At 65.1% G+C, this 15,221-nt stretch carries 12 protein-coding genes and 3 tRNA genes; 5 read left to right on the forward strand and 10 right to left on the reverse strand.

Annotated elements, in window-relative coordinates:
* Nucleotides 1–69 precede the first annotated feature (69 nt).
* Both tsf and rpsB read right to left on the reverse strand, forming a co-directional pair.
* Nucleotides 70–993 (reverse strand): translation elongation factor Ts, encoded by a 924-nt coding sequence (gene tsf, locus ACN9MV_RS17950; protein WP_426388834.1) that lies wholly within the window; start codon nt 991–993, stop codon nt 70–72.
* Between the two features lie 82 nt (nt 994–1,075).
* Nucleotides 1,076–1,831 carry a 30S ribosomal protein S2 gene (gene rpsB, locus ACN9MV_RS17955; RefSeq protein WP_093056541.1) on the reverse strand — a complete coding sequence of 252 codons (756 nt, stop codon included), beginning with the start codon at nt 1,829–1,831 and terminating at the stop codon, nt 1,076–1,078.
* Between the two features lie 210 nt (nt 1,832–2,041).
* On the opposite strand from rpsB, the gene ACN9MV_RS17960 reads away from it, so the two are divergent.
* Both ACN9MV_RS17960 and ACN9MV_RS17965 read left to right on the forward strand, forming a co-directional pair.
* Nucleotides 2,042–3,364 carry an amidase gene (locus tag ACN9MV_RS17960; protein WP_426388835.1) on the forward strand — a complete coding sequence of 441 codons (1,323 nt, stop codon included), beginning with the start codon at nt 2,042–2,044 and terminating at the stop codon, nt 3,362–3,364.
* A 56-nt stretch (nt 3,365–3,420) separates the two neighbouring features.
* Complete coding sequence (locus ACN9MV_RS17965; RefSeq protein ID WP_426388836.1) at nt 3,421–4,674, forward strand: D-amino acid dehydrogenase; 1,254 nt, start codon at nt 3,421–3,423, stop codon at nt 4,672–4,674.
* On the opposite strand, the gene ACN9MV_RS17970 is transcribed toward ACN9MV_RS17965, so the two are convergent.
* Nucleotides 4,664–5,092, reverse strand: a complete 429-nt coding sequence (locus ACN9MV_RS17970) for a hypothetical protein (RefSeq protein WP_426388837.1) — start codon at nt 5,090–5,092, stop codon at nt 4,664–4,666. The genes ACN9MV_RS17965 and ACN9MV_RS17970 overlap by 11 nt on opposite strands.
* A gap of 41 nt (nt 5,093–5,133) precedes the next feature.
* Here ACN9MV_RS17970 and ACN9MV_RS17975 point away from each other — a divergent pair, with 41 nt between their 5' ends.
* Nucleotides 5,134–6,594 (forward strand): NAD(P)H-hydrate dehydratase, encoded by a 1,461-nt coding sequence (locus tag ACN9MV_RS17975; protein WP_426388838.1) that lies wholly within the window; start codon nt 5,134–5,136, stop codon nt 6,592–6,594.
* A 10-nt stretch (nt 6,595–6,604) separates the two neighbouring features.
* On the opposite strand, the gene ACN9MV_RS17980 is transcribed toward ACN9MV_RS17975, so the two are convergent.
* Both ACN9MV_RS17980 and rnr read right to left on the reverse strand, forming a co-directional pair.
* A complete protein-coding gene (locus ACN9MV_RS17980) occupies nt 6,605–7,369 on the reverse strand; it encodes an SDR family oxidoreductase (protein WP_426388839.1) in 765 nt (254 codons plus the stop codon).
* Between the two features lie 60 nt (nt 7,370–7,429).
* Nucleotides 7,430–9,694: a ribonuclease R gene (rnr, locus tag ACN9MV_RS17985; protein WP_371127550.1), complete on the reverse strand. Its 2,265-nt coding sequence runs from the start codon at nt 9,692–9,694 to the stop codon at nt 7,430–7,432.
* A gap of 81 nt (nt 9,695–9,775) precedes the next feature.
* On the opposite strand from rnr, the gene ACN9MV_RS17990 reads away from it, so the two are divergent.
* Both ACN9MV_RS17990 and ACN9MV_RS17995 read left to right on the forward strand, forming a co-directional pair.
* Nucleotides 9,776–9,860: transfer RNA gene (locus ACN9MV_RS17990), tRNA-Leu, on the forward strand.
* Between the two features lie 209 nt (nt 9,861–10,069).
* Nucleotides 10,070–10,154, forward strand: a tRNA-Leu gene (locus ACN9MV_RS17995).
* Nucleotides 10,155–10,235: 81 nt separating this feature from the next.
* Here ACN9MV_RS17995 and rimO read toward each other — a convergent pair.
* From rimO to ACN9MV_RS18020, 5 genes are all read right to left on the reverse strand, one after another.
* The gene (gene rimO / locus ACN9MV_RS18000) at nt 10,236–11,642 is read right to left on the reverse strand and encodes a 30S ribosomal protein S12 methylthiotransferase RimO (protein ID WP_097199129.1); all 1,407 of its coding nucleotides are present in this window, start codon (nt 11,640–11,642) and stop codon (nt 10,236–10,238) included.
* A 39-nt stretch (nt 11,643–11,681) separates the two neighbouring features.
* Nucleotides 11,682–12,242 (reverse strand): polyhydroxyalkanoate synthesis repressor PhaR, encoded by a 561-nt coding sequence (gene phaR / locus ACN9MV_RS18005; RefSeq protein ID WP_093073861.1) that lies wholly within the window; start codon nt 12,240–12,242, stop codon nt 11,682–11,684.
* Between the two features lie 74 nt (nt 12,243–12,316).
* Nucleotides 12,317–12,685 (reverse strand): hypothetical protein, encoded by a 369-nt coding sequence (locus tag ACN9MV_RS18010; protein ID WP_426388840.1) that lies wholly within the window; start codon nt 12,683–12,685, stop codon nt 12,317–12,319.
* A gap of 169 nt (nt 12,686–12,854) precedes the next feature.
* Nucleotides 12,855–12,931 (reverse strand) — tRNA-Val (locus tag ACN9MV_RS18015).
* 48 nt (nt 12,932–12,979) lie between these two features.
* Complete coding sequence (locus ACN9MV_RS18020; RefSeq protein ID WP_426388841.1) at nt 12,980–15,184, reverse strand: RelA/SpoT family protein; 2,205 nt, start codon at nt 15,182–15,184, stop codon at nt 12,980–12,982.
* Between the last annotated feature and the right edge of the window lie 37 nt (nt 15,185–15,221).

Below are 15,221 nucleotides of genomic sequence, written 5' to 3' on the forward strand. Positions count from 1 at the left end.
ACGAGTGTAAAACGTAGCGATGAAAAAACGGCGGCGCGCGTGGGCGCACCGCCGTTGAGCCTTAAAGGCTTAAGCAGCAGCCTTGGCCGCTGCAACTTGCGCGGCCACCTCGGCTGCGAAGTCGTCAACTTTCTTCTCAATGCCTTCGCCGACCACGTAAAGGGTGAAGCCCTTGATCGTGGTGCTGGCGGCCTTGAGCATCTGCTCGACGGTCTGCTTGTCGTTCTTCACGAACGGCTGGTTGTGCAGCGAGACTTCCTTGAGGAACTTCTGCACGCCGCCTTCGATGCGCTTGGCAACGATGTCGTCCGGCTGCGGCTTCTTGCCCTCGGCTTCGGCGGTCTTGCGGTCTTCGTCGGCCTTGCCCTTGGCAACTGCGCGCTCTTTTTCGATCAGGTCGGCAGGCACGTCCGATGCCTGGATGGCGACCGGCTTCATGGCGGCGATGTGCATCGCCACGTCCTTGGCCGACGTGTCGTCGCCTTCGAACTCGACCATCACGCCGATGCGCGTGCCGTGCAGGTACGAAGCCAGCTTGCCGTTGCCAGCGAAGTGCTTGAAGCGGCGGAAGCTCATGTTCTCGCCGATCTTGCCGATCAGACCCTTGCGCACGTCTTCGAGCGTGGGACCGAAGCCGTCTTGCTCATAGGCGAGTGCGCCCAGCGCAGCGATGTCCGCGGGGTTGTACTTCGCGACCAGCATGGCGGCGGCGTTGGCCAGGGCCAGGAAGCTGTCGTTCTTGGTGACGAAGTCGGTTTCGCAGTTGATTTCGATCATGCCGCCGGCAGCGCCGTCGACGAAAGCCGTGACCACGCCTTCAGCGGTGATGCGGCCCGATGCCTTGCCAGCCTTGTTGCCGAGCTTGATGCGCAGCAGCTCTTCGGCCTTTTCCATGTTGCCGTCGGCCTCCGTCAGGGCCTTCTTGCACTCCATCATCGGCGCGTCGGTCTTTGCGCGCAGTTCGCCGACCATGCTTGCGGTGATTGCAGCCATTTGTGGTATCTCCGTAAATCCAAAAATCAGGTTAAAAAAAAGGGGCACCAAAGCCCCTTCTTCAGGCTCGCAGGCGCGCCAATCAGGCCGAAGCGCCTTCTTCGACTTCGACGAATTCGTCGCCATTGCCTTCGGCGATGGCCTTGACCACGTCACCGGTGGCGCTGTTGCGGCCTTCGATGATCGCGTCGGCGATGCCGCGGGCGTACAGCGTGACAGCCTTCGACGAGTCGTCGTTGCCAGGGATCACGTAATCGATGCCTTCGGGCGAGTGGTTGGAGTCAACCACGCCGATCAGCGGAATGCCGAGCTTCTTGGCTTCGGCCACGGCGATCTTGTGGAAGCCCACGTCGATCACGAAGATGGCGTCGGGCAGCGCGGCCATGTCCTGGATGCCGCCGATGTCCTTTTCGAGCTTCTCGATTTCGCGCGAGAAGGTCAGTTGCTCCTTCTTGCTCAGCGAGTCGAGGCCGGCTTCCTGCTGGGCCTTCATGTCCTTCAGACGCTTGATCGAGGTCTTGACGGTCTTGAAGTTGGTCAGCATGCCGCCGAGCCAGCGGGTATCGACGAAGGGCACGCCGGCGCGACGGGCTTCTGCCGCCACGATTTCACGGGCCTGGCGCTTCGTGCCGACCATCAGGATCGTGCCGCGGTTCGCGGTGAGTTGCTTGGCGTACTTCATCGCGTCCTGGAACATCGGGAGCGACTTTTCCAGGTTGATGATGTGAATCTTGTTGCGATGGCCGAAGATGTACGGGGCCATCTTGGGGTTCCAGAAGCGGGTTTGGTGACCGAAATGGACACCTGCTTCCAGCATTTCGCGCATGGTGGTAGACATTGAAATTACTCCAAAGGTTGGGTCTAAAATCCAGCCCGTTTTGTGCTCTTTTTGAATGGAGTCACAACACCTTGATTGGGCCGGTTTGCGGATGTGTTTGACTGGGTGCAACGGGAGCCGTCGCTCAGCCAGCGAAACCCAAAGAGTATAGCACGGCCGTCGCCCCTCCTCCCTGAACCCGAGCTGCTCGCACAGCCTCTGCCTCCTCTCATGAACGACCTTCACGCCACCCGTCTCGACCTTCTGGCAGGTGGCTCCGATGCACGCACCGAAATGGAGCGCGCCATCGGCATCGCCCAGTCCCCAGTCTGCGCGCACGTCTTCACCCGCACCATGTTCGACGAGGCCCGGCAGGCTGCCGCCGGGTCGAACCCCGACAGCCGGCTTTCGGGCCTCGCCTTCACCGCCAAGGACCTGTTCGACATCGAAGGCCAGCCAACGCCCGCCGGCTCCGTGGTCCTGGCCCATGGACCAGCCGCCAGGGCCGACGCCTTCGCCGTGGCGCGGCTGCGCGCCGCGGGCGGCGTGCTGACCGGCCGCACCAACATGACGGAATTCGCTTTCTCGGGCGTTGGCATCAACCCTCACCATGGCACGCCGGCCAACGTGAGCGACGCCGCTACGCCGCGCGTTCCGGGCGGCTCGTCGTCCGGCGCCGCGATCTCGGTGGCCAGCGGGGCCGCGTTCATCGGCCTGGGCTCCGACACCGGCGGCTCGATCCGCATCCCGGCGGCGCTGAATGGCATCGTCGGCTTCAAGAACACGGCCCGGCTGACGCCCGCCGACGGCGCGCTGCCGCTCTCGACCACTCTGGACACTGTCTGCGCCATGACGCGCTCGGTTCGCGACGCCATCACCGCGCACGAGATCCTCGCGGCCCGGCGAGTGACCGCCGGCAACGCCCCTCTGGCCGCCTACAGGCTGGCCGTGGCGAAGAACATCTTCTTCGACGGCATCGAGCCCGCCGTGGCCGCCGCCTTCGAGCGCTCGCTGAAGGCGCTCCGCGCAGCCGGCGCCCGCATCGTGGAAATCGAACTGCCCGAACTCGCCGAGTTGGCCACCATCAACGCCACCGGCGGCTTCTCCGCCGCCGAGTCGCACGCCTGGCACCGCCTGTTGCTGGAGCGCAGCGGTGCAGGCTACGACCCGCGCGTGGCCCAACGCATCCTGCGCGGCGCCACGATGAAGGCGCATGAATACATCGACCTGATCAATGCCCGTCGCGACTGGATCGCCCGAGTCGAAACCGCGCTCGCCCCGTTCGACGCCGTGCTGTCGCCGACAGTGCCGATCACCGCACCGTCCATCGCCAGCGTGGCGCCGGGCGCCGAGCGCGACGACGAATTCTTCCGCGTCAATGCATTGCTGCTGCGCAACCCGTCGATCATCAATATGCTCGACGGCTGCGCGATCTCGCTGCCCTGCCACGCCGACGGCGAACTGCCGGTTGGCCTGATGCTGTGGCATGCCGCGCTGCACGACGACGCGGTGCTTGCAGTGGCGCTCCAGACCGAGCGCGCACTGCAAAATTAACAGCTGACATTGCCCACCTCACGGGCGTCAGCCATCTCTCTTATTCAGAACATTCAATGAAAATCGCGATCGTGGGCGCCGGCATCATCGGCGTCACCACCGCCTGGGAACTGGTTTCCGACGGCCATGAAGTGACCGTGTTCGAGCGCAGGGGCGCCGCCGCAGAAGAAGCCAGCTTCGCCAACGCCGGCGTGGTCGCTCCCGGGTACGTCACGCCGTGGGCCGCCCCCGGCATGCGCGGCAAGGTGCTGCGCTCGCTGCTGTCCTCGCACGGCGCCATCAAGCTGCGCTGGCCGCTGGGCTCGCGCGATCTCGGCTGGCTGTCGCGTTGGCAGAAAGCCTGCAAGCTCGAAACCTACCTGGCCAACCGCGCCCGCATGCAGCGCCTGGCCTTCTACAGCCGCAACCGGCTGCACGAGGTGACCGAGGCGCGCGAGCTCAGCTACGAACGCAGCGACGGCTACCTGGTGCTGCTGCGTTCCAAGCGCGACAAGAAACTGGTGCAGGCCGGGCTGGAGGTGCTGCGCTCGGCGGGCAGCGTCTTCAAGGAAATCGACGCCGACGAGACCCGGCTGATCGAGCCCGCCCTCAACCCCGATACCCCGCTGGCAGGCGCCATCCACCTGCCCGAAGACGAAGTGGCCAACTGCCGCCAGTTCGCGCTGCTGCTCAAATGGGAGGCCGAGTCGTTCGGCGCGCAGTTTCATTTCAACTGCGACATCGCGCCGCTGAGCCGCGCGGCACCCACCTCGCTGTCGCTGGCGAGCGGCTCCGACCCCGTGCGCTACGACGCAGTCGTGGTGTGCGCCGGCCTGGCTTCGGCCGCGCTGCTGCGGCCGCTGGGCCTGCGCATCCCGATGGCCCCGGTCTACGGCCATTCGGTGAGCGCGCCGATCCGCGAGCCGCTCAACGCGCCGCGCAGCGCGGTGATGGACGAACGCTACAAGGTCGCCATCTCCCGCCTGGGCCAACGCGTGCGGGTGGCTGGCAGCGCCGAGATCGGCGGCTCGCTCGACACGATGAACCCGGCCGCGGTGCAAACGCTCTACAAGGTGCTGCACGACTGGTTCCCGGGTGCGGCAACGCTGCAGTCCGGCGTCCAGCAATGGAAAGGCGCACGGCCGATGCTGCCGGACGGCCCACCGGTGCTGGGTGCCAGCGGCATTCCCGGCGTGTGGCTCAACCTCGGCCATGGATCGAGCGGCTGGGCGCTGTCGTGCGGCAGCGCGCGCGTGCTGGGCGACCTGATTGCTGGACAGGACCCGGGCATCGACCTCGAAGGACTCGGGGTCGAACGGCTCAGTCTTTAGGACCCCACCGGCGCAGGGCCTCGGGGCTCGCCGGCTGCTCTACAGGCAGCGCGGGCTCCGGCGGTGGGCGAAGCCTGCTCGCAATCCATCCCAGCAGTCCGGGGCTGAGCAGCGCAAAGAAAATCAGGCACAGCGCAGCGGCACCCAGCAGGGCCAGACTCATCAGGCCGGAAGCAGTTTCACCCGGGACGTCGAACCACCGGATCACGCTGCAGCCGAAGCCGACATTGGCGGCCCAGGCCACGTCCCGCAGAGACACCCACCGCTTCAGCTCTGCCAGCAGGAAGACGCCCCATACGGCGCACAACAGGCCCAGAACCCATCCCAGCCCTGCAATCCACGCCATCGTCGCAGCGAGGAAAAAGACAAGCGCTGCGAAAAGCAGGACAAGCAGCCAACCGACGCCTTTGAAGCTCATCCCCGGATGATAGGGAGACAGCGCGGCGGCACAATGCGCCGATGCAACGCATCACCTCCGCCACCGCTGCCGAGTTGTTCGACATCGCCGCCACGCGCCGAATCGAGCATGCCGCGGCGGCCGCCCTGCCCGCCCACACGCTGATGCGGCGCGCCGGCCTTGCGGTAGCGCGGCTCGCGATGGCGATTGCGCCGCATGCGCGGACGATCTGGGTGGCTTGCGGGCCGGGAAACAACGGCGGCGATGGTTTCGAGGCGGCCGCGCAGCTGCGTCACCGGGGCTTCTTTCCGGTCGTCACGTTCCTGGGAGATGAAAGCCGCTTGCCGCCGGACGCCAAGGCTTCGCTGCAGCGTGCCCGCGATGCGGGCGTCACTTTTGCATCGACGCCGCCTTCGGCCTACGAACTGGCCATCGACGCGCTGCTCGGCATCGGATCGACGCGGCGGCCCGAAGGCACGATGGCCGAGTGGCTGGCGAAGATGCATACGAGCGGCCAACCCGTGCTCTGCGTCGACGTGCCATCGGGCTTGAATGCGGACACCGGCACCCTGCCCCACGGCATCGACCACGCGCAAGCATCGGCCCGCACCTGCATCACCTTTCTTTCATTGAAGCCTGGCCTGTTCACAGCCCAGGGCCGTGATGCGGCGGGCACGGTGTGGTTCGACGATCTGGGTTGCAGCGCGTTCAAGGATCAACCCCTGGCCCGAATCGCCGGAGCACCCGATGCACAGCCGCGCACCCATGCCTCGCACAAGGGTAGCTACGGCGATGTCGCGGTGATCGGCGGAGCGTCCGGCATGGCGGGCGCCGCCTTGCTGGCCGGCTCGGCGGCACTGCATGGCGGCGCGGGACGCGTGTTCGTCGGCTTGCTCGACCCGAGCGCGGCCCCCGTCGACACCGCGCAACCCGAACTGATGCTGCGCGACGCCCGAACGCTCGACCTGTCAGGCATGACGGCGGTGTGCGGCTGCGGCGGTGGAGAGGCGGTGCAAGAACTGCTGCCGCGCGTGCTCTCGACGGCGGCCGCTTTGGTGCTCGATGCCGACGCGCTCAACGCCATCGCAACCGATGGCGCGCTGCAAGCACAGCTGACGTCCCGGGGAAAAAGCGGATCGCCCACCGTGATCACGCCACATCCGCTGGAGGCTGCACGCCTGCTGGGTTGCACCGTCGGCGATGTCCAAGCCGACAGGCTGACCGCCGCCCACCAACTCGCCGCACGCTTCGGTGTCGTGGTTGTGCTCAAGGGTTCGGGCACCGTCATTGCCGGCGCCGCCGACACCCTGCCAGTCATCAACTTGACCGGCAATGCCAGCCTCGCGACTGCAGGCACCGGCGACGTGCTGGCCGGCATGATCGGCACGGCGCTGGCCATGCGCCAGCCGGCTTTCGAAGCAGCGCGCGAAGCCGTCTGGCAGCACGGCCACATCGCCGACACATGGCCGGCCGATGCGGCCCCGCTCACGGCAGGCACGCTGGCCCGCCGCACGCCCGCCTGACGCGAGCTTTTTAGCCGCGCCCGACGAAGGGCATCTTCGTCGCCATGATGGTGTGGAACAGCACGTTGGCCTCCAGCGGCAGGTTCGCCATGTAGAGCACCGACTGGCCCACGATCTTGACGTCGATCAGCGGCTCGATCGCGAGTTCACCGCTGGCCTGCGGCACGCCCTTGGCCATGCGCGCGGCCAGTTCGGTCATGGCGTTGCCCACGTCCACTTGCCCCACGGCGATGTCGTACTTGCGGCCGTCGAGCGACGCGGTCTTGGTCAGCCCTTCGACCGCGTGCTTGGTCGCCGTGTAGGCGGCCGAGTTCGGCCGTGGCGCGGTGGCCGAGATGGAGCCGTTGTTGATGATGCGGCCGCCCATCGGCGTCTGCGCCTTCATTGTGCGGAACGCCTGCTGGATACAGAAGAACATGCCGGTCAGGTTGATGTCGACCACACCTTGCCATTGCTCGGGCGTCCAGTCTTCGAACGGGCCCGGCGGGTTGCCCACGCCGGCGTTGTTGAACAGCAGGTCGACGCGACCGAACCGCTCGACGGTGGCGGCGAACAGGGCCTGCACCGAGTCCGCATTGGACACGTCGGTCGACACCGCGAAAGCGCGCGCACCGGCGCCCGATTCTTGCGCCACCTGCTCCAGCGGCTCCAGGCGGCGCCCCGCCAGAACCACGCTCCAGCCGTCACCCAGCAGCGCCAGCGCGGCGGCGCGGCCGATGCCGGAACCCGCACCCGTGACGATGGCGATGCGGCCCTTGTTGTCTTCAGCGCTCATGCTGTCTGTCTCTTTCTCTTTTCGGTTTGTCGATGGTTCGTGCGACGTGCGAGGCTTGCTTCAGCGGCGCGGCTTGCGCCCCTTCATCTTGTTGGCGGCCTTCTTGACCGCCGACTTGAAGGCCTGCATCGCCGACTGCGGCCCGGCCGTGGCCGAGGTGCCGCGCTCTGCGCGCGACTCGGCGTTGCCAGCCTCAGCCTTGTGACGCGTGCTGCGCTTGGCCGAGGCCTTGACCGGCACGCCCGATGATGCCGCACCCTTGTCCTTCATGGCGCGGGCCGTGAGCTCTTCGCCTTCGCGCACGAGGCGGAAGTCGATCTTGCGGCCGTCCAGGTCGACGCGGCTCACCTGCACCCGCACCCGCGTGCCGATGGCATAGCGGATGCCGGTGCGCTCGCCGCGCAGCTCCTGGCGCATCTCGTCGAACTTGAAGTACTCGCCGCCGAGCTCGGTGATGTGCACCAGGCCCTCGACGTACATCGCGTCGAGCGTGACGAAGATGCCGAAGGTGGTGGCCGCAGTGACCACGCCGCCGTATTCCTCGCCGAGGTGCTCGCGCATGTACTTGCACTTGAGCCAGGCCTCGACGTCGCGGCTGGCCTCGTCGGCGCGGCGTTCGTTGGCGCTGCAATGCAGGCCTGCGGCTTCCCATGCCAGCACTTCCTTGGTGGGAGCGACAGTGGCCTTCTGCGGCTTGCTGGTTGGCGCTTTCACGCGCGACGCGAGCCGCTTGGCCAACTTGGCATGCGCCTCGCCGGGCGTGGGCAGCATCGGCAGCTGGTAGCGCGTCTTCGACAGGATCGCCTTGATCACGCGGTGCACCAGCAGGTCCGGATAGCGCCGGATCGGGCTCGTGAAGTGCGTGTAGGCCTCGTAGGCCAGGCCGAAGTGGCCGCTGTTGATCGGCGTGTAGATCGCCTGCTGCATCGAGCGCAGCAGCATGGTGTGGATCTGCTGCGCGTCGGGGCGCTCCTTGGTCGCATCGGCAATGGCCTGGAACTCGCCCGGCTTGGGATCGTCGGTGATGCTCAGGCCGACACCCATCGCCTTCAGGTAGCCGCGCAGGATTTCCTTCTTCTCGGGCGTCGGGCCTTCGTGCACGCGGTACAGGCCCGGGTGCTTGCCTTCGGCGATGAAGTCGGCGCTGCAGACGTTGGCCGCGAGCATTGCCTCTTCGATCAGGCGGTGCGCCTCGTTGCGCGTGCGCGGCACGATCTTTTCGATGCGGCCGGCGTCGTCGCAGATGATCTGCGTCTCGGTGGTTTCGAAGTCGACCGCGCCACGCTTGCCGCGCTGCTTGAGCAGCGCCTTGTAGACGTCGGCTAGGTTCAGCAGGTCCTTGACGCGATCCTTGCGCTTGGCAGCTTCGGGACCCCGCGTGTTGCCGAGGATGGCAGCCACCTCGGTGTACGTGAAGCGCGCATGGCTGAACATCACGGCCGGATAGAACTGGTACGCGTAGATCTCGCCGTCGGCCGCGACCAGCATGTCGCACACCATGCACAGGCGCTCGACCTCGGGGTTGAGCGAGCACAGGCCGTTCGACAGCTTCTCGGGCAGCATCGGAATCACGCGGCGCGGAAAGTACACGCTGGTGGCGCGGTCGTAGGCGTCGATGTCGATGCCCGAGCCGGTCTGCACATAGGCGCTGACATCGGCGATGGCAACCAGCAGGCGCCAGCCCTTGCCGCGGCCCACCTTCGCGGGTTCGCAGTACACGGCGTCGTCGAAGTCGCGCGCGTCTTCACCGTCGATGGTGACGAGCGGAATATCGGTGAGGTCGACGCGCCCCTTCTTGTCGGCGGGACGGACCTTCTCTGGCAATGCCTTGGCTTCGGCCAGGCACTCCGCGGAAAACTCGTGCGGCACGCCGTACTTGCGCACGGCGATCTCGATCTCCATGCCGGGGTCGTCGATCTCGCCCAGCACTTCTTTCACGCGGCCAACGGGCTGGCCGAACAGAGCCGGCGGCTCGGTGAGTTGCACGACAACCACCTGCCCCACCTTCGCGGGACCGGTTGCGCCCTTGGGAATCAGGACGTCCTGGCCGTAGCGCTTGTCTTCCGGTGCAACGAGCCAGATGCCGCCTTCGTGCAACAGGCGGCCGATGATGGGCTGCTCGGGACGCTCGACGATTTCCACCACGCGCCCTTCGGGGCGACCGCGGCGGTCCTGACGCACGACACGCGCCTTGACGCGGTCCTTGTGCAACACCGCGCGCATTTCGTTCGGCGGCAGGTAGATGTCTGCTTCACCGTCGTCGCGCTGCACGAAGCCGTGCCCATCGCGATGTCCTTGAACAGTTCCTTCGAATTCATCCAGCAAGCCGCTGGAAGTGACATTATTTTTGATATGATCTCCTTCTTTCCTGAAATTCAAAACATTGCTGCTTCGGCAGCTCTGTGGGCCCAGATGGCGGAATTGGTAGACGCACTAGTTTCAGGTACTAGCGAGTAACATCGTGGAGGTTCGAGTCCTCTTCTGGGCACCAAGTTTAAACAGACCTTTACCAGGTCATTCGATTCAAGCCACCGGCCTCCGGTGGCTTTTTTCATGGCCGTTTGAATTTGCATCAAACGCTCGATGCAGCCTTCACAAGCGAGGCCAAGCAGACGCTGGAGCTTCTCCACACGCTTCGAGACGACGGAATTGCCGGGCCAAATTGTGTATACTCGTAGTCTTTGCTGAAAAGCAGAACAAGCCCAGATGGCGGAATTGGTAGACGCACTAGTTTCAGGTACTAGCGAGTAACATCGTGGAGGTTCGAGTCCTCTTCTGGGCACCAAATTCAAGCAGACCCTTACCAGGTCATTCGATTCAAGCCACCGGCCTCCGGTGGCTTTTTTCTTGTCCATTCGAATCCGCATCAAACAGGCAATGCGATCAGGTCGTGGCCCTCGGCACCCACGATGCGCGCGCGGGTGAACTCACCCACCTTCAGCGTCTTGCTGATCTTCTCGGGCGGCAGCAGGCGAACCGTGCCGTCGATTTCCGGCGCATCGGCATACGTGCGCCCCACCCCGCCCTTGCGGCCCATGCCCGGCGCCGAATCGACCAGCACCTGCATCGTCGAGCCGACGCGCCTTTGCAGCTTGGCGATCGACACCGCCTCGGCCACCTCCATGAAACGCGCGCGGCGCGCCTCGCGCTCGGCTTCGGGCAGCATGCCCGGAATGTCGTTGGCGGTGGCGCCTTGGACCGGGCTGTAGGCAAAGCAACCGGCGCGGTCGATCTCGGCTTCACGGATGAAGTCGAGCAGATGCTCGAATTCCTGTTCCGTCTCGCCGGGGAACCCGGCGATGAAGGTGCTGCGGATCACGAGTTCCGGACACACCTCGCGCCAGCGCGCCAGCCGCTCCAGATTCTTCTCGCCGCTGGCCGGGCGCTTCATGCGCTTCAGCACATCGGGATGGCTGTGCTGCAAGGGCACGTCGAGATACGGCAGCACCTGACCGCTCGCCATCAACGGAATGATCTCGTCAACGCTCGGGTACGGATACACATAGTGCAGGCGAACCCAGGCGCCATATGGCTCGGCGATTTCGCCCAGCGTGCGCACCAGTTCGAGCATGCGGGTCTTGACCGGCTTGCCGTCCCAGAACCCGGTGCGGTATTTCACGTCGACGCCGTAGGCCGAGGTGTCCTGGCTGATCACCAGCAGCTCTTTCACGCCGCCTTCGAACAAGGCCTTGGCCTCGCTCAACACATCGCCGACCGGCCGCGACACGAGGTCGCCGCGCATCGAGGGAATGATGCAGAAGGTGCAGCGGTGGTTGCAGCCCTCGCTGATCTTCAGGTAGGCATAGTGGCGCGGCGTCAGCTTGAGGCCGGCGACACCGAAAGTATTCGGCACCAGGTCGATGAAGGGATCGTGCGGCTTCGGCAGGTTCGCATGCACCGCATCCATCACCTCCTGCGTGGCGTGCGGGCCGGTCACGGCCAGCACGCTCGGGTGCATCTGGCGCACCAGATTGCCGCCCTGGTCGCCGGTCTTGGCGCCCAGACAGCCGGTGACGATCACACGGCCGTTTTCAGCCAGCGCTTCGCCAATGGTGTCCAGGCTCTCCTTCACGGCATCGTCGATGAAGCCGCAGGTGTTGACGATCACCAGATCGGCACCTTCGAAAGTCTTGGCGGTTTGATAACCCTCGGCACTCAGCTGGGTCAGGATCAGTTCGGAATCGGTCAGGGCCTTGGGGCAGCCCAGGCTCACGAAACCGACCTTGGGGGCGGTCGGCGTGGCCGTACGTTCGGGGGAGGCAACTTCGCTCATATGCCTCTATTGTCCCAGCTATCGGTGACGGCAGGACATTCAGGGCCGCTTAATGCCAAAGGCCCCCAGTACCTGCTCGGTGTTTTTCTGCATCTGCTCCTGCATTTGCAGGAAAACGTTCTTCGATTGCTCGACGTAATTGCCCATCAGCCCCTGCAGCATCGGCGACTGCATGGTCATGAAGCGCGACCACATCTCGGGCGTCAGGCCTTCGGCCTTTTCCGCCAGCTGCGCCTGCACCTCTGTCATGGCCTGGATGTTCTTCTCGAGGTACGGGCCCATGTAGCCCTGCATCGCCTGCCCGTAGAAACGGATGATGTTGGCCAGCACCTGCTCGGTGAACATCGGCGCACCGCCCGCCTCTTCTTCGAGAATGATCTGCAGCAGGATGCTGCGCGTGAGGTCGTCGCCGGTCTTGGCATCGCGCACCACGAACTGGGCACTCTGGATGACCAGTTGCTTCACCTCGGTCAGCGTGATGTACGTGGATGTCTCGGTGTCGTAGAGCCTTCGGTTGGGGTACTTCTTGATCACACGCTGTACCGGCTTGACCCCGGACTTCTTGCTCTGCACTGCGGACTCCTTCACATGGACGCCCATGTCATCGGATGATTCTAGGGAGCGGTTTTGCTGCGCCGCGACAAGGTTTACCCTGACCAGACGCGGCACTTTCCTCAATCCGGCGATGTCGCGTACTCCGCGCCGCATGCATGGCAGGCAGCCGTCTCGGGTCGCTCTTCGTCGGCCTCCCGAAACCGCAGCGGGGTTTTCTGCCCGTAGACAACCCAGCAGCGCGGGCAATGTTCTTGTCCCACGGTCGGCAGATATGCGCGAGCGCGTTGCTCGGCGCGCTCTTCGGTCAGAGGAATGCCCTGGCGTTGCGCACGCGCCACCTCGCGTGCCGCCATGGTGTCGGTGCGCCCACCTGCATAGTCGTTGATGCCGTAGACAGCACGCGCAAACTCAAGAGGAGCCTGCCTCAACAGTGCGGCCAGGCGCTTGTCGGCATGAGCCCGATCAACAGGCGTTGATCGCGTATTCATCTGATCGCTTATCAAGAAAAGTGGAATGGAATTGCAGAGCAGCCAAGGTAGCACAACAACATGGCCAAGGTCTTTGCCTGCATCACCACAAGGGACGATATGTGCACCGGGGAACCCGGTGCATGCTCTGTCAGCTGATCCGGTGGTTGGCCGGGACTGAAGCAGAAATTGGTAGGCGCGATTGGACTCGAACCAACGACCCCCACCATGTCAAGGTGGTGCTCTAACCAGCTGAGCTACGCGCCTAAGGATGTGTCCGAGAAGCAGCTATTGTAGCAGGAGAAAACGTGCTTTTCAGCGACGACGTGCAGATCGCACACCAATCACTGCCGTGACCATGCCAAGAACCTGCGTGAGCCGCGCGGCATCCGCGATTTCAACGGTGAACGTCATCCACGCCGTGCCCTTGATCGACTGCGTCTGCACGCCGATCACGTTCATCTTCTCGCGTGCGAACACATCGGAGATATCGCGCAGCAGGCCCTGACGGTCGGCAGCTTCCACAGCCACGTCCACCGCATACACGGGCGCGTCGGCGCCCTTCTTCGCGACGCCCCACTCCACGTCGATGACGCGCTCGACATCCTTCGCAGCCATCGTGCGGAAGTTGCTGCAATCGCTGCGGTGCACGCTGACACCATGGCCTCGCGTGACGAAGCCGCGAATGGCATCGGGCGGCGCAGGCTTGCAGCACTTGGCAAGCTGGGTCATCAACGAAGACACGCCCACCACGAGCACGCCGCCCTTGCCCGACTTCTCGCTGCCGCGCGCCTTCTTGATGAGCACGCCGTCGTCGGGCCCCGGCGCGGGCTCCGGTGGGCGCAGCAGCGTCTCGATGTTGCGCAGCGAGAATTCGTCCTTGCCCACCACTTCGAACAGATGGTCCGCCGACTTGAAGCCCAGCTGCGACGCCAGGTCTTCAAGCCGCACGGCCGTCTTGCCTTCACGCTGCAGCAGCTTCTCGACCGCTTCGCGTCCGCGCGCCACGGTCTCGTGCGTGATCTGTGCGTTGAACCATGCACGCACCTTCGCGCGTGCACGATGACTGGCCAGGTAGCCCAGCTCGGCATTGAGCCAGTCGCGTGAAGGCCCGCCCTCCTTGGCCGCGATGATCTCGACCGTCTGCCCGTTCGACAGCGGCGTGTTCAACGGCACCATCGCGCCATCGACACGCGCCCCGCGGCAGCGATGGCCCAGCGTGGTGTGCACGGTATAGGCAAAGTCGACTGGCGTCGCACCCTGCGGCAGTTCGACGATGGCAGCATCGGGCGTCAGCACATAGATGCGGTCATCGAACAGCCCCTGCCCCTGCAGGCCACCCGAAAGATCGCGCTCCCACGCCAGCAGTTGCCGCAGCACCGCGATCTTCGCGTCGTACTCGCCGCTGGCCCACACGCCCGCATAGCCCTTGTGGCCCGCTTCCTTGTAGGCCCAGTGCGCCGCCACGCCATGCTCGGCGTGGTCGTGCATCTCTTCGGTGCGGATCTGGATCTCGATCGGCTTGCCTGCCTTGCCATCCACCAACTCGCGCACCACCGTGTGCAGCGACTGGTAGCCATTGGGCTTGGGCCGCGCGATGTAGTCGTCGAACTCTTCGTCGATCGGCTGGAAATGCGAGTGCACCCACGCCAGGGCCGCATAGCAGTCCTTGACGTCAGGCACCACCACGCGCAGCGCGAGGATGTCGAAGACCTGCTCGAAGTCGAGCGACTTGCCGCGCATCTTCTTGACGATGCTGTAGATGTTCTTCGGCCGCCCCTGCACCGCAGCCTTGACGCCTTCGGCCTGCAGCTCGCTCTCCAGCTGCGAGCGCAATTGCTCGACGTGCCCTTCGCGCTCGATACGCTTTTCGTCGAGCAGGCGCGCGATCAGCTTGTAGGTTTCAGGTTCGAGGAAGCGAAACGAGAGATCTTCGATCTCCCACTTCACCTGCCAGATGCCCAGCCGGTTGGCCAGTGGCGCAAACACCTGCAGCGACTCGCGCGCAACGCCCTCGGGTGCGGGCCGCTTGCTCGCAGCCGCATGCCGCAGCGTCTGCAGGCGCGAGGCCAGCCGCAGCATCACCACGCGCAGGTCGCGCGAGAACGCCAGCAGCATCTTGCGCACGTTCTCGGTCTGCGCACCGGCGCCTTCGACGTGATGCCCCTGCGAAGCCGAGCGGGCCTGCTCCTGCACACGCACCAGCTTGGTCGTCTCGACCGCGAGCGCTGCGAAGTTGTCGCCGAACACCTTGGCGATCACTTCCTGCGGGCGGTTCAGGTGCTGGCACGAATAGACCAGGTAGCTCGCCGCCTGCATGGCCTCGGAGCCGCCCATCTTCGCGACGATGGTGGCCACCGCGTCGGCGTGTGCGAGCGTGTTCTCGCCCGTGTCGAGCTTTTCATCGGCGATCAGCGGCTCGGCGAACGCACGCGCGCGCGCCAGCATGTTCTCCATCACCGGCGTGCGGTCGGCCGTTGCGGCGGACAACGGGTAGTCGACCATGGCCGCGTCGGACATGGGTGCCGTCTGGAGGCTCGAAGAATCGCGCTTCACG

The sequence above is a fragment of the Variovorax sp. R-27 genome (assembly GCF_049913215.1).
In the GTDB taxonomy this organism is placed as follows: domain Bacteria; phylum Pseudomonadota; class Gammaproteobacteria; order Burkholderiales; family Burkholderiaceae_C; genus Variovorax.